This is a genomic window from Nocardioides sp. GY 10113 (assembly GCF_004919105.1).
Classification (GTDB): domain Bacteria; phylum Actinomycetota; class Actinomycetes; order Propionibacteriales; family Nocardioidaceae; genus Nocardioides.
The window spans coordinates 47,295-70,094 of record NZ_STGK01000012.1 but is presented as its reverse complement, the minus strand read 5'-3'; the positions used below and the strand labels follow the sequence as shown (position 1 = coordinate 70,094).

23 protein-coding genes and 1 pseudogene are annotated in these 22,800 nt (G+C 70.4%); 12 read left to right on the top strand and 12 right to left on the bottom strand.

From position 1 onward, the window contains the following. Window positions 1–84: 84 nt before the first annotated feature. The 4 genes and pseudogenes from E8D34_RS14975 to acnA all read right to left on the bottom strand — a co-directional run bounded on the left by E8D34_RS14975 (window position 85) and on the right by acnA (window position 4,788). Entirely contained in the window at window positions 85–945 is an 861-nt protein-coding gene (locus E8D34_RS14975; RefSeq protein WP_136595457.1) for a phage major capsid protein, read from the bottom strand. A 105-nt stretch (window positions 946–1,050) separates the two neighbouring features. Continuing rightward, window positions 1,051–1,209: pseudogene (locus tag E8D34_RS14970) on the bottom strand (thiamine-binding protein); the annotation flags it as partial. Window positions 1,210–1,264: 55 nt separating this feature from the next. Continuing rightward, window positions 1,265–1,969, bottom strand: coding sequence for a hypothetical protein (locus E8D34_RS14965; RefSeq protein ID WP_136595455.1), 705 nt, complete (start codon window positions 1,967–1,969; stop codon window positions 1,265–1,267). A 143-nt stretch (window positions 1,970–2,112) separates the two neighbouring features. After that, on the bottom strand, window positions 2,113–4,788 hold the full coding sequence (acnA, locus tag E8D34_RS14960) for an aconitate hydratase AcnA (RefSeq protein ID WP_136595454.1): 2,676 nt from the start codon (window positions 4,786–4,788) through the stop codon (window positions 2,113–2,115). 247 nt (window positions 4,789–5,035) lie between these two features. Here acnA and E8D34_RS14955 point away from each other — a divergent pair, with 247 nt between their 5' ends. From E8D34_RS14955 to E8D34_RS14940, 4 genes are all read left to right on the top strand, one after another. Continuing rightward, the gene (locus E8D34_RS14955; protein WP_136595453.1) at window positions 5,036–5,842 is read left to right on the top strand and encodes an ABC-2 family transporter protein; all 807 of its coding nucleotides are present in this window, start codon (window positions 5,036–5,038) and stop codon (window positions 5,840–5,842) included. Beyond that, window positions 5,835–6,686, top strand: a complete 852-nt coding sequence (locus E8D34_RS14950) for an ABC-2 family transporter protein (protein WP_136595452.1) — start codon at window positions 5,835–5,837, stop codon at window positions 6,684–6,686. The genes E8D34_RS14955 and E8D34_RS14950 overlap by 8 nt, the downstream gene beginning before the upstream one ends. A gap of 53 nt (window positions 6,687–6,739) precedes the next feature. Beyond that, a complete protein-coding gene (locus E8D34_RS14945; protein ID WP_136595451.1) occupies window positions 6,740–7,723 on the top strand; it encodes an ATP-binding cassette domain-containing protein in 984 nt (327 codons plus the stop codon). A 166-nt stretch (window positions 7,724–7,889) separates the two neighbouring features. Further along, entirely contained in the window at window positions 7,890–8,315 is a 426-nt protein-coding gene (locus E8D34_RS14940; RefSeq protein WP_136595450.1) for a TIGR03618 family F420-dependent PPOX class oxidoreductase, read from the top strand. 100 nt (window positions 8,316–8,415) lie between these two features. Here the strand turns inward: E8D34_RS14940 and E8D34_RS14935 are convergent, their stop codons facing one another. Beyond that, a complete protein-coding gene (locus tag E8D34_RS14935; RefSeq protein WP_136595449.1) occupies window positions 8,416–10,290 on the bottom strand; it encodes an ABC transporter ATP-binding protein in 1,875 nt (624 codons plus the stop codon). A 161-nt stretch (window positions 10,291–10,451) separates the two neighbouring features. Between E8D34_RS14935 and E8D34_RS14930 the strand changes: the two genes are divergently transcribed. Continuing rightward, on the top strand, window positions 10,452–11,027 hold the full coding sequence (locus tag E8D34_RS14930) for a dihydrofolate reductase family protein (protein WP_136595448.1): 576 nt from the start codon (window positions 10,452–10,454) through the stop codon (window positions 11,025–11,027). A 109-nt stretch (window positions 11,028–11,136) separates the two neighbouring features. Next, entirely contained in the window at window positions 11,137–11,490 is a 354-nt protein-coding gene (locus E8D34_RS14925) for a hypothetical protein (protein WP_136595447.1), read from the top strand. A gap of 6 nt (window positions 11,491–11,496) precedes the next feature. On the opposite strand, the gene E8D34_RS14920 is transcribed toward E8D34_RS14925, so the two are convergent. Next, entirely contained in the window at window positions 11,497–12,387 is an 891-nt protein-coding gene (locus tag E8D34_RS14920) for an esterase family protein (RefSeq protein ID WP_240771369.1), read from the bottom strand. Between the two features lie 508 nt (window positions 12,388–12,895). Between E8D34_RS14920 and E8D34_RS14915 the strand changes: the two genes are divergently transcribed. Together E8D34_RS14915 and E8D34_RS14910 are read left to right on the top strand one after the other, a co-directional pair. Continuing rightward, window positions 12,896–13,075, top strand: coding sequence for a hypothetical protein (locus tag E8D34_RS14915; RefSeq protein ID WP_136595445.1), 180 nt, complete (start codon window positions 12,896–12,898; stop codon window positions 13,073–13,075). Between the two features lie 38 nt (window positions 13,076–13,113). Further along, the gene (locus E8D34_RS14910; RefSeq protein WP_136595444.1) at window positions 13,114–13,356 is read left to right on the top strand and encodes a hypothetical protein; all 243 of its coding nucleotides are present in this window, start codon (window positions 13,114–13,116) and stop codon (window positions 13,354–13,356) included. 44 nt (window positions 13,357–13,400) lie between these two features. Here E8D34_RS14910 and E8D34_RS14905 read toward each other — a convergent pair whose 3' ends face one another. The 6 genes from E8D34_RS14905 to E8D34_RS14885 form a co-directional block, all read right to left on the bottom strand. Further along, a complete protein-coding gene (locus E8D34_RS14905) occupies window positions 13,401–15,053 on the bottom strand; it encodes an NERD domain-containing protein (RefSeq protein WP_136595443.1) in 1,653 nt (550 codons plus the stop codon). After that, window positions 15,041–15,481, bottom strand: a complete 441-nt coding sequence (locus E8D34_RS21090) for a hypothetical protein (protein ID WP_206056748.1) — start codon at window positions 15,479–15,481, stop codon at window positions 15,041–15,043. Before E8D34_RS21090 ends, E8D34_RS14905 begins: the two co-directional genes overlap by 13 nt. Then, the gene (locus E8D34_RS21085; protein WP_206056747.1) at window positions 15,454–15,882 is read right to left on the bottom strand and encodes a hypothetical protein; all 429 of its coding nucleotides are present in this window, start codon (window positions 15,880–15,882) and stop codon (window positions 15,454–15,456) included. The genes E8D34_RS21090 and E8D34_RS21085 overlap by 28 nt, the downstream gene beginning before the upstream one ends. Before the next feature lie 211 nt (window positions 15,883–16,093). Further along, complete coding sequence (locus E8D34_RS14895; protein ID WP_136595442.1) at window positions 16,094–17,182, bottom strand: ADP-ribosylglycohydrolase family protein; 1,089 nt, start codon at window positions 17,180–17,182, stop codon at window positions 16,094–16,096. Window positions 17,183–17,190: 8 nt separating this feature from the next. Then, on the bottom strand, window positions 17,191–18,648 hold the full coding sequence (locus E8D34_RS14890) for an ADP-ribosylglycohydrolase family protein (RefSeq protein WP_136595441.1): 1,458 nt from the start codon (window positions 18,646–18,648) through the stop codon (window positions 17,191–17,193). Continuing rightward, window positions 18,645–19,217, bottom strand: coding sequence for a hypothetical protein (locus E8D34_RS14885; protein ID WP_136595440.1), 573 nt, complete (start codon window positions 19,215–19,217; stop codon window positions 18,645–18,647). The genes E8D34_RS14890 and E8D34_RS14885 overlap by 4 nt, the downstream gene beginning before the upstream one ends. 65 nt (window positions 19,218–19,282) lie before the next feature. On the opposite strand from E8D34_RS14885, the gene E8D34_RS14880 reads away from it, so the two are divergent. The 4 genes from E8D34_RS14880 (at window position 19,283) to E8D34_RS14865 (ending at window position 22,531) form a co-directional block, all read left to right on the top strand. Continuing rightward, window positions 19,283–19,768, top strand: coding sequence for a helix-turn-helix transcriptional regulator (locus E8D34_RS14880; protein WP_168929458.1), 486 nt, complete (start codon window positions 19,283–19,285; stop codon window positions 19,766–19,768). After that, entirely contained in the window at window positions 19,765–20,658 is an 894-nt protein-coding gene (locus E8D34_RS14875; RefSeq protein WP_168929457.1) for an HNH endonuclease signature motif containing protein, read from the top strand. The genes E8D34_RS14880 and E8D34_RS14875 overlap by 4 nt, the downstream gene beginning before the upstream one ends. Before the next feature lie 352 nt (window positions 20,659–21,010). Beyond that, a complete protein-coding gene (locus E8D34_RS14870; protein ID WP_136595437.1) occupies window positions 21,011–21,454 on the top strand; it encodes an SHOCT domain-containing protein in 444 nt (147 codons plus the stop codon). An 84-nt stretch (window positions 21,455–21,538) separates the two neighbouring features. Further along, window positions 21,539–22,531, top strand: coding sequence for an SHOCT domain-containing protein (locus E8D34_RS14865; protein ID WP_136595436.1), 993 nt, complete (start codon window positions 21,539–21,541; stop codon window positions 22,529–22,531). Window positions 22,532–22,800: the final 269 nt, after the last annotated feature.

The following is a 22,800-nucleotide window of genomic DNA, read 5'->3' as shown; positions in this document are numbered from 1 at the left end:
ACAGACTGCGCAGGACTACGGCCGTCCCCCACTGGAAGGGCGCGAGTCGCCCGACCGGCGAGGACGGTCGGGGGACGGCCTTGCCTACTTCTTCCTCGTGGCCGGCGCCTTCTGCGTCGCAGGCGAGCCCGACTCGCTGTCGTACCCGAGACCGTAGGCGCTGCTGAACGCGGCACCCTGCACCCCCGACAGCGCCCGGATCGAAGCATCCGGCACCGGCACACCCACCGTGAACTGACCGCTGGTCCGCAGCGCCACCGAGTCACGCTGATACGCCGGGGCGTAGTCCCGCGACGGCGTCACCACGAAGTCCTCCGCGACGATCAGGTAGCAACCCGACTTGTCGTAGACCAGCCCCTCGTCGGCGGCCATCGCCGGAACGGCGACCACCTCCAGCCCCGCGTACGCGGTCAGCGCCCCGTCATAGAGCGGACGGTTCTGGGCGTCCAGCCGGGCCTCCTCAGCGACGATGGCCGAGGGTGGCAGCGCCACCGTCGTCGGGGAACCGCCCGCCGTCACGATGGCCGCCTTCGCGGCGTGCACCGAGGACCACAGGTCCGTCCCGGTGGCCTCCTCCGCGAACGAGAACACGCCCGTCGGGTTCGGCGCGGTGCCGTTGCCGTGCAGCAGCCCGTCGTCGAGCACGCGCCCGAAGTAGAGACGCAGCACCCGCTGCACCTCGGCGAGCAGGTTCACCTTCGTGTCACGCACCGCCCGCTCGGACACCAGCGGGATGCCCGCCAGTTCCTGGGCGACAGCGACGTAGGACGACACGGACGCGGACACGTCGGGCTTCGCGTCGGCCTCGTTGATCCAGGCGGCCCCGGTGAGGGAGTCGATGACACCGAACACGGCGCGACTGTTGCCGGTGTCGTAACGAGTGAGCGAGTCCGCGAACGGGTCTCGACGACCTCCAGCCCGAGGCGGTCGGCTAGGTCGCGGCATCGCTTCTGCTGCGCCGTCACCCCGTCTGAATCGTGCCGGTCGTCCCTACTGATGCGGGCGTAGATCGCGGCCCGTCCTGCTGTTCCCATACCCACATGGTCGCGCCTCAGCCCACTCCCCCTCGACGTTCGTGAACATCGCGTTGGTCTCGTTGGGCAGCCCGGACTCGCGCACCACGCGGACGGCCGCGGCGACGGCCTCGGCCACGCTCCCGCTCTCGTCGGCGGCGGCTCCGGTCGGGGCGATGCTGAAGGCGGCGATCATGGCGCCCACGCTAGCCGGCGCGGCGGCAGGCCCGGGGGAAGGCTCGGACCAGTGCTCAGCTGAAGGTCGCGTAGTCCCCCGGCGCCAGGAAGAACCCGGTGCGGGTCGACTCGTCGACGCAGGTCACGCCGATCTTCTCGACGGCGCAGGTGACGGCGCCGGCGGTGACCACGGCGGGCGGGGCGATGGTCGTCGCGCCCGGCTCACGGATGGTGTCGGTGTTGCACTGCGGCAGGGCACCCTGGTCGGTGAACTCGATCCGGCCGACCGCGTCGCCGAGCGCGTTGGCGCAGATGTCGGGGTCGGCGATCGCGCCGACGCGCAGCTCGCAGGCGACGAAGCCGTCGAACAGGCAGTAGATCGCGTCGCCGGGGGTGGAGAAGCGGGCGACGGCCTTCACACTCGCGCCGGAGGTCACCTGGTCCGTGATCTCGGCCTCGGCCTCCGCGTACGTCGTCGGACGGTCGACGACCGGCTTGCCCGATCCGGCGCCAGCCGACGCCGGGGCTGCGGTCGACGGCCCCGCGTCCCCCGGTGTCGCCGTGCTGGCCTCCTCCGCCGCGGCCGAGGAGGTCTCCTGAGCGGCGGGGGTGGTCTGCGGCGCCGCTGCGGCGGGCGAGCTGCCGGCCTCGGCGGGCACCGGGGTGGCGACCGGCTTCTCGGCGGCGTCGCAACCCGTGACGAGCCCGCCCGCGAGGACGGCGCCGAGTGCCGCGGCGGCCAGGACGGCGGGACGGGGGCGGCGGGAGCGGGTGATCACCGGGACATCCTGCCGATCGGGCCGCCCGGATCGTGGGAGGCACGACGGATCCACGCCGGGAAGCGCGACGGCCCGCCACCCCGAGGGGTGACGGGCCGTCGTACCGCGTCCGCGGTCGGCCGAACCGGGCGGATCAGCCCGGATCAGGACTTCCGCAGGTTGCGCAGCACGTACTGCATGATGCCGCCGTTGCGGTAGTAGTTCGCCTCGCCGGGGGTGTCGATCCGGACCACGGCGTCGAACTCGACGTCGCCGGCCTTGACCTTGACCGTCTTCGGCGTGACGCCGTCGTTGAGCGCGGTGATGCCGGTGATGGAGAAGGTCTCCTCGCCGGTCAGGCCCAGGCTCTCGGCGTTCTGGCCCGCGGGGAACTGCAGCGGGATGACGCCCATGCCGATCAGGTTGGAGCGGTGGATGCGCTCGTAGGACTCGGCGATGACGGCCTTGACGCCCAGCAGCGAGGTGCCCTTGGCCGCCCAGTCACGCGACGAGCCGGAGCCGTACTCCTTGCCGGCCAGGACGACCAGCGGCACGCCGGCGTCCTGGTAGTTCACGCTCGCGTCGTACACGAAGGTGACCGGGCCGCCCTCCTGCGTGAAGTCGCGGGTGAAGCCGCCCTCGGTGCCCGGCGCGATCTGGTTGCGCAGGCGGATGTTCGCGAACGTGCCGCGGATCATGACCTCGTGGTTGCCCCGGCGCGAGCCGTAGGAGTTGAAGTCACGCTGCTCGACGCCGTTCTCGGTCAGGTACTGACCGGCCGGGCTGTCCTTCTTGATCGCACCGGCGGGGCTGATGTGGTCGGTGGTGACCGAGTCGCCCAGCTTGAGCAGGACGCGGGCGCCGTCGATGTCGGTGACCGGCTCCGGGGTGTCGGGCATGCCGTCGAAGTACGGCGCCTTGCGGACGTACGTCGAGGCCGGGTCCCACTCGAAGGTGTTGCCGTCCGGGGTCGGCAGCGAGCGCCAGCGCTCGTCACCGGCGAAGACGTCGGCGTAGTCCTTGGTGAACATCTCGGAGTTGATCGCGCTGGCGATCGTCTCCTCGACCTCGGCCGGGGTCGGCCAGATGTCGTGCAGGAAGACGTCGTTGCCGTCGGCGTCCTGGCCGAGCGCGTCGTTGAACAGGTCGACGTTCATGTTGCCGGCCAGGGCGTAGGCGATGACCAGCGGCGGCGAGGCCAGGTAGTTCATCTTGATGTCGGGGTTGATCCGACCCTCGAAGTTCCGGTTGCCCGAGAGCACCGAGACGACGGCCATGTCGTGCTCGTTCACCGCGGCGGAGACCTCGGGGATGATCGGGCCCGAGTTGCCGATGCAGGTGACGCAGCCGTAGCCGACGAGGTTGAAGCCCAGCTTGTCCAGGTACGGCGTGAGGCCGGCCTTCTCGTAGTAGTCCGAGACGACCTTCGAGCCCGGCGCCAGGGTCGACTTGACCCACGGCTTGCGCTGCAGGCCCTTCTCGACGGCCTTCTTCGCCAGGAGCGCGGCGCCGATCATGACCGACGGGTTGGAGGTGTTGGTGCAGGAGGTGATCGAGGCGATCGTCACCGCGCCGTTCTCCAGCTCGAAGGTGGTGCCGTCCTCCAGCGTCACCGGGACCTTGACGTCCGGGGTCTCGGAGTAGGTCGGCAGCGCCTCGCCGAACGCCGCGGCGGCGTTGGCGAGCTCGATGCGGTCCTGCGGGCGCTTCGGGCCGGCGATGCTCGGCACCACCGTGGAGAGGTCCAGCTCGAGCTTCTCGGAGAAGCGGGGCTCAGCGGCCGGGTCGAGCCAGAGGCCCTGCTCCTTGGCGTACGCCTCGACGAGCGCGATCTGCTCCTCGGAGCGACCGGTCAGGCGCAGGTAGTCGGTGGTCTGGCTGTCGATCGGGAAGATGGCGCAGGTCGAGCCGAACTCCGGGCTCATGTTGCCGATCGTCGCGCGGTTGGCCAGCGGCAGCGCCGAGACGCCCTCGCCGTAGAACTCGACGAACTTCCCGACCACGCCGTGCTGGCGCAGCATGTCGGTGATGGTGAGCACCAGGTCGGTGGCGGTCGAGCCCTCGGGCAGCTCGCCGGTCAGCTTGAAGCCGACGACGCGCGGGATCAGCATGGAGACCGGCTGGCCGAGCATCGCGGCCTCGGCCTCGATGCCGCCGACGCCCCAGCCCAGGACGCCGATGCCGTTGACCATGGTGGTGTGGGAGTCGGTGCCGACGCAGGTGTCGGGGTAGGCCTGCAGCACGCCGTCGACCTCGCGGGTGAACGCGACGCGGGCGAGGTGCTCGATGTTGACCTGGTGCACGATGCCGGTGCCCGGCGGGACGACCTTGAAGTCCTCGAAGGCGCCCTGGCCCCAGCGCAGGAACTGGTAGCGCTCGCCGTTGCGCTGGTACTCGATCTCGACGTTGCGCTCGAACGCCTCGGGGGTGCCGAAGACGTCGGCGATCACGGAGTGGTCGATGACCATCTCGGCCGGCGCGAGCGGGTTGATCTTGGAGGCGTCGCCGCCCAGGTCGGCCATCGCCTCACGCATGGTGGCGAGGTCCACGACGCAGGGCACGCCGGTGAAGTCCTGCATGATCACGCGGGCCGGCGTGAACTGGATCTCCTTGTCGGGCTCGGCGGTCTCGTCCCAGCCGGCCAGCGCCTTGATGTCGTCGGCGGTGATGTCCGCGCCGTCCTCGGTGCGGAGCAGGTTCTCCAGCAGCACCTTGAGGGAGTACGGCAGCGAGGCGACGTCGAGCCCCTCGCCGGTCACGGCGTCGAGGCGGAAGATCTCGTAGGACTTCCCCTCCACGTCCAGGGTGCTCTTCGCACCGAAGCTGTTCACGCTGGGCATCGCGTCTCCGTCCTGATTCGTTGATCCGGCTCGAGGTTCTCCCGGGGCCGGTCCGCCTCGCCTCCGACCATCCTGCCGCCGCCGGCAACCGCGCCGGTAGTGAGGCAGACCTAACCGTCGAGAGCGACTCGCGAGCGGCTCGGACCCGGAATATCTTGATATCAAGATACATCACCGTGGAGGTCGGGCCAACACCACCCCTCGACTGCCGCTCCGACCGGGCGCCGCTCCGGTAGCGTCGCCGTCGATGCGCGCCACGACCCGGGTCTACTGGCGGATCCTCGTCGCCGGCTTCCGGCGCCAGTCCACCTACCGCCTCGCCGCCCTCGGCGGCCTGGTCGCCAACGTCACCTTCGGCCTGCTCAAGGTCGCCGTGCTGCTCGCCACGGTCGAGGCCGCCGGCGGCGAGCTCGCCGGGTACGACGCCGCGATGATGAGCACCTACGTCTGGCTCTCGCAGGGGCTGCTGGGGTCGGTCAACCTGTTCGGCCGCTCCGACCTCGCCGAGCGGATCAAGGGCGGCCAGGTCGCCGTCGACTTCCTCCGCCCCGTCGACGTGCACGCCGCGGCGGTCGTCACCGAGGTCGGCCAGTCGCTCTTCGCGCTCATCCCCCGCGGGATCCCGTCCGTGCTGATCGGCGCGCTCGTGGTCGGCATGGCCGCGCCGCCCAGCCTGGCGGCGTACCTGCTCGGGGCGGTGAGCCTGCTGCTCGGGATCGTGGTCTCGGCGGCGACGGTCTACCTGGTCGGCGTCTCCGGGTTCTGGCTGGTGGAGACCCGCGGCGCGCAGGTCTTCTACATGGTCGTCTCCGGCTTCCTCGCCGGGCTCTTCGTGCCGATCTACCTGTTCCCCGCCTGGCTCCAGGCGCTGGCCCAGGCGACGCCGTTCCCGGCGATGATGATGTATCCCGTCGACGTCCTCTCCGGGCGGGCCACCGGCCTCGACGCGCTCGGGCTGGTCGCCGCGCAGGTCGGCTGGCTGATCGTGATCGCGGCCGTCGGGCAGGCGCTCACCCGAGGCGGGCGACGGCGGCTGGAGGTGCAGGGTGGCTGACGTCCCCGGCTCCCCCGGCTCCCCCGGCTCGGCGGGCACGCTCGCCGAGCGGCTGCGCCCCTACCGCGCGGTGCTCGGCTCCCGGATCCGCTCGCAGCGCACCTACCGCGCCAACTTCGCGACCGACCTGGCCAGCTCGCTGCTGGTCGGGATCATCGAGCTGGCCGAGGTCTGGGTGATCTTCCACAACGTGGTCAGCCTCGGCGGCCTGGAGTTCCACCAGATGCTGCTGGTGTTCGGCATCGCCGACCTCTGCTTCTCCCTGGCCGACCTCTCCTTCGGTCACTGCGACAACCTGCCGACGTACCTGCGGGCGGGCACGCTCGACGTCTTCTACCTGCGTCCGCAGCCGCTGCTGCTGCAGCTGGTGACCTCCGACATCAGCCTGCGCCGGCTCGCCCGCGCGGCGGTGGGACTGATCGCGCTGGTCGCCGGGTTCGCCGTCAACGACGTCGACTGGACGCCGGCGCACGTGCTGCTGGTGGCGCTGGCCCTGGTCAGCGCCTACGCGACGTTCTGCGCGCTCTTCGTCTGGGCGGCGGGATGCCAGTTCTTCCTCGTCGACGGCGCGGAGGCGACCAACGCGTTCGTCTACGGGGGCCGGTACGCCGCCACACAGCCCGCCTCGGTCTGGTCGAAGCCGCTCGTGGTGCTCTTCGGCTTCCTGTTCCCGATGGCGTTCACCGGCTTCCTGCCGGTGGTCACCCTGCTGGGGCTGCCCGGCCCGGAGTGGATGCCGTCGTGGCTGGGCTGGTGCGCGCCGCTGGCCGCGGTCTGGGCGTGGGCGATGGCGCTGCTGTTCTGGCGGGCCGGCGTGCGGCACTACCGCGGAGCAGGAGGATGACGGAGCCGCGGAGCAGGAGGATGACGGAGCCGCGGAGCGGGAGGATGACGGGGATGGACGGGACGGGCGGACCGGAAGCGGGCTCCGAGGCGATCGTCGAGACGGCCGGGCTGACCCGGGAGTTCTCGGTGCGCGACGGGCTGCGCCGCCGCCGGATCACGGCCGTCGACGACCTGTCGCTCCGGATCACCGCGGGAGAGTCCGTTGGCTACATCGGCGCGAACGGGGCCGGGAAGTCGACCACGATCAAGATGCTCACCGGGATCCTGGTGCCGACCGCGGGGTCGGTGACCACCTGTGGCCTGCGGCCGGTGCCCGACCGCCGGCGCCTCGCCCGCGAGGTCGGCGTCGTCTTCGGGCAGCGCTCCCAGCTGTGGTGGGACCTGCCGGTGCGGGAGTCGTTCCGGATCCTGGCCGCGATCCACCACCTGTCCTCCACCGAGGAGCGGGAGCGGTTCGAGGAGCTGGTCGAGCACCTGGAGATGGGCGACTTCCTCGGCACGCCGGTGCGCCAGCTCTCGCTCGGCCAGCGGATGCGGGCCGAGGTGGCCGCCGCGCTGCTGCACTCACCCCGGCTGGTGATCCTCGACGAGCCGACGATCGGGCTGGACGTGCTGTCCAAGCAGCGGCTCCGTGAGTTCCTGCTCGCCGAACGGGCCCGGCACGGCACCACGCTGCTGCTGACCACCCACGACATGGGCGACATCGAGAGGCTCTGCGACCGGGTGCTGGTGATCGACCACGGCCGGCTCGCGTACGACGGCGACCTGCCCGGCCTGTCCCGGACCGTCGGCGCGGAACGGGTGCTGGTGGTCGACCTGGTCTCGCCCACCGCGGACCTGCTCGGCATCCCCGCCACCCGGCACCTGGCCAGCGAGGGCAACGGCCTGCGCCAGCGCCTGTCGTTCGACCCCGAGCTGACCACCGCCGCCCGGGTGCTGGCCGCGATCGGGGAGCGGGTCGAGGTGCGGGACCTGGCGATCGAGGAGCCCGACATCGAGGACGTCGTTCGGCGGATCTACGCGGCCAGACGGTGAGGATCGGGGCGGCGCCCGCTCCTGGGCCGGGTCGTGGCGGGGTGGCGTGCCGACCCGGATCGGGTCGTGTGCCCGAGAGCCCGGCATAGGGAGGCGTCAGGCACACGACCCCGCACCGGGCAGGATGGGAACCCCGCCCCACCGCCATCTCATCGGAGGACCGCCCATGGCAGTCGACCCACCGCAGCCCGAGTCCACGGGCGACTCCTTCTGGGAGGAGCGCCGGATCTGCTTCCTGGTGACCCACCGCCCGGACGGCAGTCCGCACCTCGTCCCGGTGGGAGTCACCTTCGACCCCGACGCCGGCATCGCGCGCGTGATCAGCAGCGCCGGCAGCAAGAAGGTCCGCAACGTCCTGGCCGCCGGCCCCGGCGCCCAGGTGGCGGTCAGCCAGGTCGACGGCGCCCGCTGGTGCACCCTCGAGGGCACCGCGCAGGTGAAGGACGACCCGGAGTCCGTGGCCGAGGCGGTCCGGCGCTACACCGCGCGGTACCGGGCGCCCCGCGAGAATCCCGACCGCGTCGTCATCGAGATCACCGTGACCCGGGTGATGGGCAACGAGCGCCCGTCCGGGGAGCTGCCTCGCCGGTGATCCGGCCCGGCCCGCCGCCCGGGGCGCGTCGTCACATGGATTCTGGCCCCTCCCCCCGGCGTGTCGGGGCGAGAATCCATGTGACGCGGGGCCAGCAGCCTCAGCCGACGGCAGCGTCCTCCGCGAACTGCGTCCGGTAGAGCTCGGCGTAGCGCCCGCCCGCGGCCAACAGCTCCCCGTGGGTCCCGCGCTCGACGATCTCGCCCGCCTCGATCACCAGGATCAGGTCGGCGGCGCGGACCGTGGAGAGCCGGTGCGCGATCACCAGCGCTGTGCGGCCGTCCAGTGCCTCCCCGAGCGCCGCGGTGACGGCCGCCTCGGAGGTGGAGTCGAGCGAGGCGGTCGCCTCGTCCAGGATCACCACGCGGGGGCGCTTGAGCAGCAGCCGGGCGATGGTGAGGCGCTGGCGCTCCCCGCCGGAGAGCCGGTAGCCGCGCTCCCCCACCACGGTGTCCAGCCCGTCGGGCAGCGACCGGATCAGGTCGGCCAGCCGGGATCGCTCCAGCGCCTCCCACAGCTCGGCGTCGGTCGCCTCGGGGCGGGCCAGCGCCAGATTGCCGCGGATGCTGTCGTGGAAGAGGTGGCCGTCCTGGGTGACCACGCCGACCGCGCCGCGCAGGTCGGCGGCGGTCAGGTCGCGCACGTCGACGCCGGAGAGGCGTACGGCGCCGGCGTCGACGTCGTACAGGCGCGGGACGAGCTGGGCGATGGTGGACTTGCCCGCGCCCGAGGAGCCGACCATGGCGACCATCTGGCCGGGCTCGGCGGTGAACGAGATGCCGTGCAGGACCTCCTCGCCGCCGCGGGTGTCGAGCACCGCGACGTCCTCGAGGGAGGCGAGGGAGACCTTGTCGGCCGAGGGGTAGGCGAACCGGACGTCGTCGAACTCGATCGCCAGCGGTCCCTCCGGCAGCGCCCGCGGCTCGTCCGGCTCGGAGATCATCGGCTCCAGGTCGAGCACCTCGAAGACCCGCTCGAAGCTGACCAGCGCCGACATCACCTCCACCCGGGCGTTGGCCAGGGCGGTCAACGGGGCGTAGAGGCGGGCCAGCAGCAGCGACAGGGTGACCACGGCGCCGGCCTCCAGGGAGCCGCGCAGCGCGCCGACGCCGCCGACGCCGTACACGACCGCGACGGCGAGCGCGGAGACCAGCGTCAGCGAGGTGACGAAGGTGGTCTGCACCATCGCGGTCTTCACGCCGATGTCGGCGACCCGGCGGGCCCGGCCGGCGAACTCCGCCGACTCCTGGTCCGGGCGTCCGAAGAGCTTGACCAGGGTCGCGCCGGGCGCGGAGAAGCGCTCGGTCATCTGGTTGCCCATCGCGGCGTTGTGGTCGGCGGCCTCGCGCTGGATGCCGGCGAGCCGGTTGCCCATCCGACGGGCGGGGATCACGAAGACCGGCAGCATCGCCAGCGCGAGCACGGTGACCAGCCAGGAGATGCGCAGCATCACGCCGAGGGTGAGCACCAGCATCACCAGGTTGCCGACGACGCCCGACAGGGTGTCGCTGAACGCCCGCTGCGCGCCGATCACGTCGTTGTTGAGGCGGCTGACGAGCGCGCCGGTGCGGGTGCGGGTGAAGAAGGCGACCGGCATCCGCTGCACGTGGTCGAAGACGGTGGTGCGCAGGTCGAGGATCAGCCCCTCGCCGATCCGGGAGGAGAACCAGCGCATCAACAGGCCGGCCCCTGCGTCGACCACGGCGACGACGGCGATGGCGCTGGCCAGCAGCACGATCGTCCGGCTGGAGGAGCCGGCGATGATCTCGTCGACGACGCGGCCGGCCAGGATCGGGGTCGCCACGGCGAGGACGGCCGTGGCCACGCTCAGGACGAGGAACCCCGCCAGCTTCCGCCGGTGCGGGCGCGCGAACGCCAGCACCCGCCGGGCGGTCGCCCACGAGAACGACCCGCGGTCCTCCGTGCCGTGGGACCGGCGGAACATCTGCTGCCGGGCCACCATCTCCATGCTCATGGGCGCAACGCTAGGACTTCACGTGGACATGAGGTCCAGCGGGAGGGCCGGTGGCCGAGGTGCGAGCGCGCGAGCCCCTCGACCACCACGCCGATGAGTTGTCCCGTTCCAGCCGGTCGATCCACGAGGATGAGGATCCGACCACAACCCGAGGAGAACCCTTGCGCACCCTGATCAGCACCGCCTTCGTCTCCCTCGACGGCGTCGTCGAGGCACCCGGCGGCGAGCCCGGCTACCGCAACAGCGGCTGGACCTTCCAGGACCTCGAGTTCGTGCCCGAGGCGTACACGATCAAGGGGTCGGAGCAGCAGGAGGCCACGGCGATGCTGATGGGCCGCGTCAGCTACCAGGCGTTCGCGCCGGTCTGGCCCTCGATGACCGAGGAGTTCCCGCTCTACAACGCGATGCCCAAGTACGTCGTCTCCACCACGCTGGACGAGTCCGACCTCGTCGACAACTGGGGTGAGACCACGATCCTGCGCTCCCTCGACGACGTCGCCGCGCTCAAGGAGACCGACGGCGGCCCGATCTCGATGCACGGCAGCGCCGCCCTCGGTCGGTCGCTCTCGGACGCCGGGCTGATCGACCGCTACCACCTGCTGGTCTTCCCGGTGCTGCTCGGAGCCGGGAAGCGGCTGTTCAGCGACACCGACAAGGACAAGCAGATGCTGACGCTGGTGGAGAGCGAGTCGTACGCGAACGGCATCCAGAAGCTGGTCTACGACGTGGTGCGCTGAGGGGACGGATCGATCAGGACCAACGACCCGCGGAGCGCCGCTCATCGCCTCTGACCCCGCCGCGCCGGACCGGCCAGCATGAGGGTGTCGACTGACGGAGGTGAGGACGGTGTCCGGACGCCCGGCGCAGGCCACGGGGAGCGATCGCGACGTGCGACGCGCCTGGTGGAGCCTCGCGCTCTTCGTGCCGTCCACGGTCGCCGCCTTCGTCATCGGCGAGGGCCTGGCCGCCGCCTTCGGGTACGCCGACCTGGTCGACGTCCCCGTCGGGGTCGCGCTGGCGGCGGGACTGCCGGCGATCCTGGTGTTCGCGCTGCCCGTCGCCGCCGTCTGGTACTTCGGGCACCGGGCAGTACGGCGGGGCCACCCTCAGGGACGGGTGCCGATCATCGTGGCGGCCGTCGTCGGGGGCGGTTTCCTGGCGTTGAACCTGCTGCAGCTCGCGATGCGGCTAGTGCTCTGAGCCGTCTCAATCCACCAAGGCGTTCCCGAGGTGCTCGAGCGCGTGCGGTGCGATCCGGCGCCAGTAGCCGACGTCGTGCCCACCCGGTTCGAACCCGCCGGCCGGTGGGGCGTCGAAGCCCGCGACGTACTCCCGGGTCGCGGAGCAGAACGGGTCGCCCTCCCCGCAGTCGACGCGCAACGGGACGTCGTCGAACGTCGCCTGCTGGTGCATCACGGCGACCCGCTCGAAGTCGGCGGCGTCGTCGTACGCGCCGGGAGTGGTGTCGGCGTAGGTACGGAAGAGGGCCGGGCTCATCACCGCCACCCCGGCGACCCGCGTGCCGCCGCGTGCCTCGCTCAGGGTGTGGGTGAGGTGGAGCGACCCGAAGCCGCCCATCGACCAGCCGAAGAAGCCGATCCGATCGATGTCCAGGTCGTGCTCGCGCAGGAGTGGCAGGAACTCCTCGAGCACCATCGACCCGCACCGATCACCGTCGGCCCGGTCGTGCCAGTACGCCTCGCCACCGTCCACGCTGGCCAGCGCGAAGGGCGGTACGCCGCCCGCGACCGCGGCGGCGAGGAACCGGTCCAGCGCGAGGTGAGTGCCGCGGAAGGGGGTCGCGTGGTTGCCGCCCCGGCCGTGCAGCACCACCACCACCGGCAGCCGCCCGGAGGCGCCGGGCGGTCGGGCGATCGTCCAGCCGACCTCGGTGCCCCGGGCAGCGGAGTCGAAGGAGCTGCTGACGGTCGGACCGGGTTCGATGTCGGGCACGGTCCCGTCGGGCCCGTCGAGCCCGAGCGCGCTGTTCAGCCGCGTCCGCCCGGGCAGCATCCCATCCTCGATCGCGAGGACCCCCGCCCCGCCGAGGGCGACGGCAGTGCTGGCCCCCCACAGCAGGCTGCGGCGCGTCAGCACGCGGCGACCAGGCGACCGACCGGATCGGTCCGCATCGTGTCCACCCACCGCCGTCCCCCCTGTCATCGATTCGCTCGATGATGACGCGCAGTGTCCGCCGAAGGTTGAGATGTTCAGGAGACCGTCGTCGGCTCCAGCAACGCGACGCATTCGACGTGATGCGTCATCGCAACAGCATCTGGGCCTCTGAGCGCGGGCGAAATTGCCTGGTTCGCGTTGTTCAATTCGGCAGAAAACCATGGTTGAACTGCTGTTTCACGACTGGAGGCGGCTTCGCGCGTGAGTTCACTCGAGAAGCGATCCGCGATTCGAACCGCGCCCAAAGCGCGCCCTCATTCGGGTGCTTCAGATGGCTTCATCCGGCCGACATTTCGGTCCTCCGCGAGTGCGGGGCTCCTGGGATCGCCGCCCTCCAGGACACCGCCATGTTACCTCCGACTCAGCCGTGAAGCACCCCGCAGGCGATCTGCCCCGCACTCCCGGCGGCGGGCACAAGCAGCCAGGCGGGATGGCCGTCGTCCAGGAGGTTGGTCGCCAGGCGCAGTCTCCACTGGCCCTTGCGGGTCATCTGCTCGGCGAACTCGAACGGGTCCGGGACGAGCGCACAGAGCAGCGCGAGGTCGTGGTAGTGACGCTCCGGCCCGGTCAGCGCCGTCGCTGCCGCCTTGCCGACGATCGCGGCAAGTAGTCGCCACCGTCCCTCGATCCGCGTGGCACTCTTCAGCCATGAAGCTTAGATACAAGGACTATGAAACCGGGTTCCTCCACGTCTGGGACGGAAGCGAAGTGACCTGCTTCGGCGACGCAGGTGAGGAACGCTTCCGCGAAGCCCGCGAACCGATCAAGTCGGTAGCGCTCGCATACCTCGACAAGAGCGGGCAAGACGGAAGCGACATCATCGTGCTGCACATCAACGGCACGGCTCCCGCCCATGCGCTCGAGGTCACCGACTTCGAGGTGTCGCTGTAGTCGTCTCGTGTGGCATTCGGGAGTGCCGCAGGCTCCGAGACGGGTCAGATCCCGAGGCGCTTGGCCACCTCCGGCCCACCGACGGCGCGCACCATCTCGGGATCCCCAACCACCACGAGCTGGTCGGTGGCGCGTGACATGCCGACGTACAGACGCTCGCGGGCGCGATCGCGCGAGCCGTCCTCGTTGAGGCACAGCACGACGGCGGAACGTTCCAGGCCCTTGCAGCCGAGGACGTGGCCGTAGAAGACGTCCTCGTCGTCGAAGTAGCCCTGCCAGTAGGCCTCCTGGCCGTGGCGCTCGGTGATCTCGAGCTGGACAGGGTGGCGGCGGCCGCTGGTGATCAGCGCGACGCGGCCCGGGTCCCATCCCGCCTCGAGCAGCGCGTCGACCTGGTCGTCGGCGACCTCGAGCGCATCCTCCGGCGTCGTCGCGACGAACCGGACCGCGGGGCCCTCCCCGCCGCGGGCGTACATCCGTCCCGGCGTCATCGGACCGAACGCCTCGAAGACCTGCTTGGTGTTGCGCAGGCAGTGGTCGAGGACGAGCGGAACCAGCTGTACAGGCGGGCGGCCGAAGCGGGAGAAGACCCGCTGGTTCTCGTCAGCGAACACGAAGAGACCACCGTCCTCCTCCGAGCGAAGCGCTGTCATCAGCGGCCGCCACCAGGAGTCGGCGAAGTCCTGGGCCTCGTCGACCACGACCGCGTCGTACTTCTTGCCGTCCGGCAGGTCGGCGGCCAGGTCGGTCATCAGGCCGGGCAGGGTCTCCTCCCAGAACTCGGAGTCCTCGCGGGTGCCGGGCGGGGCGCCCCACATCCGACCGAGCTCCTCCCAGGTACCCACGAACGCGGGCTGCTCACGACGCTTCCAGGTGGCGACCTCTCGCTTGAAGTACTCGGCCAACCCGATCGAGTAGCAGAGCAGCGCAGTCCGCTGCGCGGGGACGTCCGCGCGGCCGCGCTGCAACTCCTTGGCCTTCTGCAGCGCCAGCACCGTCTTGCCGCTGCCCGCGCCGCCGCGCACCTCGACCCGGTTCAGCAGGCGCGTGACCTGCAGGATCATCGCCTGCTGCTCGGTCAGCCGGTCGGCCTCGGCTGCCCGATCTTCGGCCTCCGCGTTCGGGTTGCGGGTACCGCGGGCCAGCCTGCCGGTGAGGATGTCGACGAGGGCTTCGACGTCGTCGTGGTTCGTGAGGCGCTGGTCGCGGTCGAGGCGGTAGGCGTTCTGCCGGGCGCGGGTGGCCAGGTGCGCCAGGTCGCCGCGGCCGTGCAGTGCGAAGCGGGGCAGGTCGGGCATCGCGTCGTCCTCGGCGAACGAGGAGTACGGCGCCACCACGCCGTGTGCCCACGCGACCCGGCCTCGGCTGCCCCACCGTGGTTGGTGCTCGGCGAAGGAGCGCAGCGCGTACTTGTTGTTGCGGGCCTGATCGACGGGGTGGATCTCCTTGTGCTCGCCGCCGGCCGACTGCCACCAGCCGTCGTCGTACCAGACCGAACCGCCCTTGACCTCCAGCACGCGTACGCCGTACCCGGGCATCACGACGACCAGGTCGGCCTCGTGGTCCTGGGCCTCGGTGGTCAGGCGCACATTGGCCAGCAGGACGTCGTCGTCTCCGAGCTGGTCGCGGAGGAGCTCCCAGACCGCCTGCTCGGAGGCAGTGACGAACACGGGCTTCTCCGGGATCAGACGAGGCACGGAAGGAGTGTGCCCGGCCGCGAGCCCAACCGGTCGGATCTGTAGGGATCGTGTCGGCCGGCGAACCTCGTGGGCCGCGATCGACGTGTCACCGAGGGGAAGATCTTGACGACCGTCGCCAGGTCGACCGGCGTGAAGGGCGCGTGATCCTCGACGAGCACCTCGCCGATCGTCCTCACCTTCGTGAGGGTGTCGCTCGGCGCGAGATCGGCGTGGTCGGCGTCGTGGTAGTCGAACCGGCCGCACCAGACGTACGTCCCGCGGTCGATGGGCGTCGGCGGCGGGGCCTCGCCGGCAATGGCCGTCCACTCGGCCGCCGAGCACAGGTGGATGAACACCCGCCAGGAAAGATCCGCGTCGTACGCGGCGAGAGTGCGGTCGCCGGCGGAATTCTCCTGCTTCACCCGCCCGCCCGCGCCGAGGCCCACGGCCGCACCAGGCGGCGGTGCGGGGACATCACCATGTCCATCTCGGCGTCGTCCCGCCGAGGGCGCGCGATCCGCTGCGCGAGGGCGGCGGCGGTGAGACCGATGGCCCGGAGTTGGACGGCTTCGTCGACCTCCTCGCCGCGCACCTGCGCCTCGACCGTGGCGCCGTGCCCCAGCGGTACGGCGACGACCTGTCGGATGAAGCCGTCGCCAGCGTTGATCCCGGCATGCCAGGGCTGCTCGGGCACGGGGGCGTAGCTCTGCAGGTCCTGACTGAGGCGCAGCGCCCAGTCGTTACCGCTGACGGCGCGCACCCGGCCGACGCCCACCTGAAGCGCAGCCGGTTCGTCGGCCTCAAAGAACAGCCACATCGCTTCGCGCTGATAGACCGGCAGCATCACTCTCCACGAGCCAGCCACTCCGCCGGCGCAGTGTCGGGGTCCTCGGCCCGCCGCAACGGAAACCTGCCGAGGCCAGGCGGGAAGGGATACCAGCCGTCCTCCGGGACGCGGAGCGTGCGCAGGAACGCCACCCGCGCCGCACGCTCGTATGGCTGTCCTCGCGGGCGGCCAGATGCCCCGCTCGCGACCGGCTCTTGCCTCCGGGGCGAGGTCAGACCCCCGGGTACTTGGTGTCCTCCCACCACGGGTCGATCGGGTCGTCGCCGTACCCGTCGCCCTTCCAGCCCTCACCGGCCTGATTCTCGGTGGTCTGCCGTGCGAGGTCCCGCGCAAGGGTGTCCATGACCCAGCCGAGTTCGAGGCGGGACACGAGAGGCGTCGGGAAGGCTTCGTAGCCGTGCACCGCGCCGAGGAGAGCACCTGCCACCGCGGCGACGGAGTCGCCGTCGGGCGCCCAGCCGGCGAACTCGAGCGCCTCCTCGACGGTGTCGAGGTCCGGGAACGAGAGCGCCACGTAGATGCCACCGGCGAGCGCGGACGTGGCGGTCTTGTCGGGGGCCAGCCGTTCGAGCAGTTGTGGCACGCAGGGCTCCGCCATGCCCCGGTCGACGATCAGGTCGATGGCGGGCATCACCGCGGCGGGCACGCCCTCTCCGATCGTGTGGTCGAACGCGCGCTGGAAGCTGTCGGCCCCCAGACACGCGCCGGCGAGAAGAACCGCGAAGCCGGTAGCCGCGTTGCGGTTGCCATCGTCGTGGGTGAGACCGGCCGCGGAACACGCCAGCGCCTCCACGGCGTCGGACGGCTCGCGCCGGGAATACGAGGCGATCGGGAGCGAGCGGAGCAGTGCCTGGCAGCCCGCTGACTTTCTCGGGCGGCCGCGCGTGATCGCATCCAGGGTGGCCGGCGAACTTCCCCTGGCTTCTCCCATCGCGGGTACGTCGATCAGCCAGCCGCGCGTGAACACCTCGTCGATGTCCCCTACCGGGTACCACCACTCCGGGTTGGGTCGCCCGCCACGCAGGAGCGCCCAGCGCTGGTAGGCATGCCGGAGGACGTCCTCGGTACTCGGCAGCATGTATCCGCCGTATCGGGTCGCTGAGCGCAGCAGGCCTTCGGCCGTCCAGGCCGCGAGTTGGGTCGCCGCTCCCCCCTCGAGGACCCCGGTCGCCGGGACATCGCTGCGGCGCGAGCCGATCGCGTCGCCCAGGGCGAGCCCGATCATCAGTCCCCGGAGCTTGCTCTCCCAGGTCGTCGGCGCGGTGTTGCGCAGACCGTGTCGGTTGTTGCCGGTCGGCATGGGTCGATTCAAGCGCGGATCCCCTTGTCGGCGAGTCGTTTCAGGGCGGTTCGGAATGTCCGGTTGGGGCGGGCGTACGGCAAGGCGGAGCACACCTCGGCGACCGCGCGGTCGTGCTCGACTCCGCGCAGCATGGCGTAGGCGGCGCCGACGGTTGGGGTGCGTGACTGCGCTGCGACACAGTGCACCAACACCGCCTTGCCCTCGGCTCGCAGCGCGGCTACCGTCTGGGCCGCGTCGCGGATGACGAAGTCCAGATTCGGGTTCGCGGCGGGGTCGGGCACGTCGATCAGCCGGAACCCGACTCCCTCGAGGTCTTCGGGTACCTGCGTGCGGCCCACCAGGCACAAGCTGACCACGGCGTCGACCTCGTCTGGGAGGTCGTCGAGCGCGGTGGCCGAGGAGAGCCACACGCCGGTGTCGTGGGGGTGCCGGGCCAGCGCGGGCGTGGCGCCCTGCCAGTCCGTGTAGTCGATGTGGTCCGCCAGCGGCCACCCGTACGGGCCGGGCGCCCCGCCGGTTGCGGCGAGGTAGGCCAACTCCTCCAGGGTGCGGGCGGACGCGCGCGGCCAGCCGTGCAGCATCCGCCGCCATCGGGCGGGTACCGCGCTGGCTCCCCAGCGGGCGCCGAGGAGGGCACCGGCGATGGCGGCGACGGTGTCGGTGTCGTGGCCGATCCGGACGGCGGACCCCAGCGCGTCGACCAGTTGTCCGCAGGGATCCTCGGCCGGGATCGGGGTGTGGGTGATGGCCGACCACGCCGCCTGCAGTGCCCCTCCCGCCCAGGCGTTGGTTGTGAACTCTGCCGGGTGCCGACTTTCGGCCTCGGCAAGGACCTCGCGCCAGTAGGCGGGGTTCGGGCACCACTGCTCGATGTCGGACCATACGGGCAGAGTGCCCGTCAGCACCGCGTGCCGGATCATCAGGCACCACACCGCGCACGCCTCCCCTGCCACGGCTTCGTGGTGGGTCAGTGCGCTGACCGCCATCGCGGCCTCGACCAGGGCGACGGGATCGTCCAGGTGAGTCAGCGCGACGGGTCCGGTCCGCATCAGCGACCCGTTGCCCGCGCTTCGTCCCCGCAGCTGGTGGACGCGGCGGGCAGCCTCCGCCATCGTCGCACCGGTCGGGCGCGGACCCGCGAGTCGGAGCACTTCAGAGGTCTGCACGCCGACGTCGGCTGGGCCACCGCCGTACCAGTCGGCGAAGCCCTGGGCGATCCGGTCCAGCGCCGTCGGGCTGCGTAGATCGAGTCCGTCCGCAGCGACCACGGCGATGGCCATCGCCTGCGCCGTGTCGTCGGTCCACTCCCCGGGCGCGAAGCCACCGAGTCCGCCACCGATCATCTCCGGCACCAAGCCATCCGGGATCGCGGCGAATTCATAGCCCGCCCCCAGCGCGTCACCCGCCGCGGACGCGACGAGCACTCCCACGGCGCGGTCGAGTTGGGCCGAGGTGAGCTTCATCGTGACTCCAGGATCTGCTTGGCGACGCTCTCGACCCGGCGGCGGTACCCAGTCGTCGGTCCACCTGCGGACTCGGTCATCGGCAGGTCCGCTGCGGCACGGATGTACGCCGAGTCGATCGGCAGGCGCCGCCGTCGGACAGCCCGAAGAGCCGACCAGCGAACCGCCGCCCGCGGCGACGTCAGGCACCGGGTCACGATCTGCTCCGGGCACTGGGGGTGGCGCAACGCCACCCTGAGCTCGAGTTCGTTGCTGTCGCTCAGCGAGCGCAACGTGTCGGTCGAGAGGAATGGCAGTTGCAGGTAGCGGGCCCTCGCCAAGCCCGGCGGCGTCCTCCGGTAGCCCTTGATGGCAGCCTCCGTCAACAGGTCCTCTGCGATGTCTCCCCGCTTGGCGAGACAGTCGAGATCCCATGCGCTCGGCCGAGCCGCCAGGTAGCGCGTCGCGCACGCCAATGGCCAGGTCGGATCCGCAAGGATCCGCGCCTTGAAGTCGGACACCGCGATGAACTCCACCGGACAATCGGGCCGGTACAGCCGAGCGACCTCGTCAGTCACGCTCAGTGTCATGCCATCCCCCTCGCATGCTATGCGATCCGCATAAGTCTGATGCAGCCGAACGTACCACATTGTCAATGCGCCTGGATGCGATCATGTTATGCTTCGTGCATAGTCCGGCCGAAGAACTCGACCTGAGGAGCAGCGACGTGGTGGCGTCACCCAAGACAGGCGACCTGGAGCTCGGTCGCACCATCGCCGCCCGGCGCACCGAGTTGGGGATGTCCCGCAAGGAGCTCGCCGAGGCGACCGGCCTGTCCTACCCATATGTGGCCCAGATCGAGACTGGCTACCGGCTTCCGTCCAGCCGACACCAGGTCCCCATCGCGAAGGCGCTCGGGCTTTCCCTCGACGAGCTCTTCTCGACCGGCATGGACGTCGGACCCGGAGCATCCAGCCGAACCACCAGAAGCCGGAAGCCCTCGCTCGACGAAGCCGTCGAGGCCGCCACCGCCGCAATCGACGCGCTGCCCGTCGCGGTGCGGCTCGAGGCGCTGTCCCGCGTCCAGCTCAACGTCATGACCAGCGTCACCCAGGCCCAACCACCGAAGAGGAACCAGTGAGCCAACTGCCCATTCGCAACGAGGCCGCGCCGATCGGCGCCTTCGTCCGTCAGCACCTCCCCCAGATCCTCGCCTACTGCCAGGCGAACCCCGAGGAGTTCGCCAACCTCCAGGATCGGGAGTACTGCCTCACGAACTTCCGGCAGTCCTACGCCGTCCTGCGCGCACGCACGGGCGAGAGCAAGCCGTCGAAGTGCTGGGCTGCGAAGAGCTCAGGCCCATTCAGCGACGCTGGCTACTGGGTCACGTCGGAGTGGGTGTCGAACCTGCACACCGCGCACTTCATCGTCTACCTCATCAGCAAGGGGATCGAACCCATCGGGGTGAGCGAGGATTTCATCGCCTGGGCGCAGGAGACCGTCGATGAGTTCGGCACCACCAGCGCAGCACCCGGCGGCGCGCGCTACCGATCGACCGCCCTCGGCGTCGCGCAGAACGCACTCGTCCGCTACCTCCTTAGCAACCTCCCCTACGAGACGTTCGCCCAGGACGACTGGGAGGCAGTGAAGGCCCGCGACTTCGGCGGCACCTGCGCCTACTGCGGCGAGACCAAGAAGACCACGATCGACCACGCCGTACCGATCAACCGGATCCACCTGGGCGAGCACCGACTCGGCAACCTCGTCCCTGCCTGCGGTTCCTGCAACGGCAGGAAGAGCAACACCACCTACACCGAGTTCCTCGAGACGTTCTACGCCGCCGACCCGGAGCAGGCTCGGATGCGCATCGGGGACCTCGACACGCACGCGGCCAAGCACGACTACCAGCCGATCGAGGACCACGAGGGGGTACGCCCGATCATCGAGGAGGCCCGCGCCAAGCTCGCGGAGGTCGCCAGCCTGTACCTCGACAGGATCAACGAGCAGTTGGCCCAGCAGCGGGGCTGCTGAACTCGGGGCGCGACCAAAGCGCGCCCTCTTCCGGGCCTCGGATGGACCACCGCCGACCTGATCCTCAGGTGTCACCTCTCATGCAGCCAGGCTGCGATAGCGACGGGTGACGGCGGCCCTAGCATGCGCGCCGAGTGCAGAGCACCCCCATCAGCCCCGGCACGCAACAACTGAACCGGCGCGATGCAAACGACGGTCGAAACCTGACCCTTTCCGTCGGGCGAGTTCTACGGCGGATTTTGGGCGCCGTCGACACACGAGACAATCCGCCGAAGGATGACGACTCAACCTCGTACACTCCGATGACTTCTCGCACCCCTGCGAGTGAGGACAAGCACGAAACGAGGATCGGGTGACGCTGGCGGACGACCTGGAGGAGCTCTCCGAGCTGCGCCGCACGGGCGTCCTTTCCGAGCCGGAGTTCACCGAAGCCAAGCGCCGACTCCTTTCTTCGTCTACCGAATCGACCGATACAGGCGCGTCGTTGTCAGCGAGCCTTCCGCCGGAGAAACACCACCCGGGGCTGTTCGCCGGTCCGCGCCGGCGAAGCTGGATCGCCGGTGCTGTCGTTGCGACACTCGTCGCGCTTGTTGCCGGGGTCGCACTGGTCAGCTCACTCGGAGACGACGGCCGCCCGAACGAGGAGATCGAGCAGCGCCCCGACGCCGAGTGCCAGGCGCTGAGTGACGATCTGGCTGCACAGGGAAAGCCGATGGCTGAGGTGTATCCGTCCCTGCGAGGTCTCGGGTGCGGCAAGTGGCTCGACGAACGGCTCGCCGCGAACAACCCTTCGTGAGTGCCTACCACGGCTTCTCCCAGCACCAACGCCACATGACTGCGCCCTGCCGTCATCCGGAACACACTCGAAGAAAGTCGTCACATGTCCATTGCCGAGGAACTGCGTCGCATCGCCGATCTGCACGCAGCCGGAAGTCTCGATGACGAGGAGTTCGCCGCCGCCAAGGAGCACATCCTCCGCAGCAACGGCGCTCCCGGGCCTACGGAGCGAGGTGTGAGCTCCCCGGCGGATCCGGCACCCGGGGGCGCCACCTCTGGAGTGGTCAGCTCCAAGCGAACACGGATCGCGCTCGCCGCCAGTGCGACCCTCCTGGTAGCCGCCGGAGCGGGTGTGGCAACAGTCCTCGCCACCGACGACTCGACCCCGACCGGTTCCCAGGCTCGGCCTGCGCAAGCCGGGAGCGGCACTTCAGGGGACGGAAGGGCCGACGCTCTTGGATCCGAAAACGCCGAGCAGGCCCTCGAGGAGGAGATGAGCGCCGAGGGCCCCGGAATGTACGACGGCGACGTGACCATCCTCGACTCCGGGTTCACCCGCATGTTCGGTGGAGCCGTAGCCAGCTGGGGCGTCACTCTCGACAACCCGACCGAGTACTTCCCGAACGCAGAGATCACCGTCGAGGTCTTGGACGGTGACGGCGCCATCAGTGACTCCTACAGCGTCGATGTGTCGCTCAAGCCGAACAGCGTGACGCCAGTCGGCGGATATGTCCCGCTGGACCCGTTCGCCGGGGACCTCGGCTTCTCCGTCGACTTCGATACCTACGACGAGGTGGACGGCGAGTACTTCATCGACTCCGAATGGTCTGCCACCGGGGCCATTCTCGGCCGCGACACCAACGCTGACCTCACCATCACCGCGGGGTCCTCCGAAGGCGTGGGCGAACTGTGCCCCATCTACCTGGTCTTCCGCGACAGCGCTGACAACATCGTCGGCGGCGCCACCATCGAGGACCACCCGAACATCCCTGCTGGGGTTTCCAAGACCTTCAAGAAGTACCTCATCGACGACCTTTTCGTCCCCAAGAGTGCCGAGACGTTCGAGGGATATCCGGACAGCACCGCTTGTTGGTGAGGCAAGCGGGCCGCGCAGCCACCTGGCCCTGACCCACAGCGAGACCCCGCACCATCAGGTGACCGCGGCTACGGCCGGCGAACGCCCGACGTCGTCCTGCGGCTGCAGCCGTCTGAACTGCGGCGTGTTCACCGCGTATCCACTACCTACTGCTGGCGGCGCAACGATGGCGGGTGTCGGCGCCACACCGAGCTGTCACGGACGGTGCAGCACGCCCCTGGGTGGGCTCGGATTCGTGGGCCGTCTCCCGGCGATGCGACCATCGACAG

What these genes read in the sequence shown, in the direction of transcription:
- E8D34_RS14975 (WP_136595457.1), bottom strand. Translation starts at nt 945, where the DNA reads ATGCCGCGACCTAGCCGACCGCCTCGGGCTGGAGGTCGTCGAGACCCG.
- acnA (WP_136595454.1), bottom strand. Translation starts at nt 4,788, where the DNA reads ATGCCCAGCGTGAACAGCTTCGGTGCGAAGAGCACCCTGGACGTGGAG.
- E8D34_RS14955 (WP_136595453.1), top strand. Translation starts at nt 5,036, where the DNA reads ATGCGCGCCACGACCCGGGTCTACTGGCGGATCCTCGTCGCCGGCTTC.
- E8D34_RS14945 (WP_136595451.1), top strand. Translation starts at nt 6,740, where the DNA reads ATGGACGGGACGGGCGGACCGGAAGCGGGCTCCGAGGCGATCGTCGAG.
- E8D34_RS14940 (WP_136595450.1), top strand. Translation starts at nt 7,890, where the DNA reads ATGGCAGTCGACCCACCGCAGCCCGAGTCCACGGGCGACTCCTTCTGG.
- E8D34_RS14935 (WP_136595449.1), bottom strand. Translation starts at nt 10,290, where the DNA reads ATGAGCATGGAGATGGTGGCCCGGCAGCAGATGTTCCGCCGGTCCCAC.
- E8D34_RS14915 (WP_136595445.1), top strand. Translation starts at nt 12,896, where the DNA reads ATGGCCGTCGTCCAGGAGGTTGGTCGCCAGGCGCAGTCTCCACTGGCC.
- E8D34_RS14910 (WP_136595444.1), top strand. Translation starts at nt 13,114, where the DNA reads ATGAAGCTTAGATACAAGGACTATGAAACCGGGTTCCTCCACGTCTGG.
- E8D34_RS14895 (WP_136595442.1), bottom strand. Translation starts at nt 17,182, where the DNA reads ATGCCGACCGGCAACAACCGACACGGTCTGCGCAACACCGCGCCGACG.
- E8D34_RS14890 (WP_136595441.1), bottom strand. Translation starts at nt 18,648, where the DNA reads ATGAAGCTCACCTCGGCCCAACTCGACCGCGCCGTGGGAGTGCTCGTC.
- E8D34_RS14885 (WP_136595440.1), bottom strand. Translation starts at nt 19,217, where the DNA reads ATGACACTGAGCGTGACTGACGAGGTCGCTCGGCTGTACCGGCCCGAT.
- E8D34_RS14880 (WP_168929458.1), top strand. Translation starts at nt 19,283, where the DNA reads ATGCGCCTGGATGCGATCATGTTATGCTTCGTGCATAGTCCGGCCGAA.
- E8D34_RS14865 (WP_136595436.1), top strand. Translation starts at nt 21,539, where the DNA reads ATGTCCATTGCCGAGGAACTGCGTCGCATCGCCGATCTGCACGCAGCC.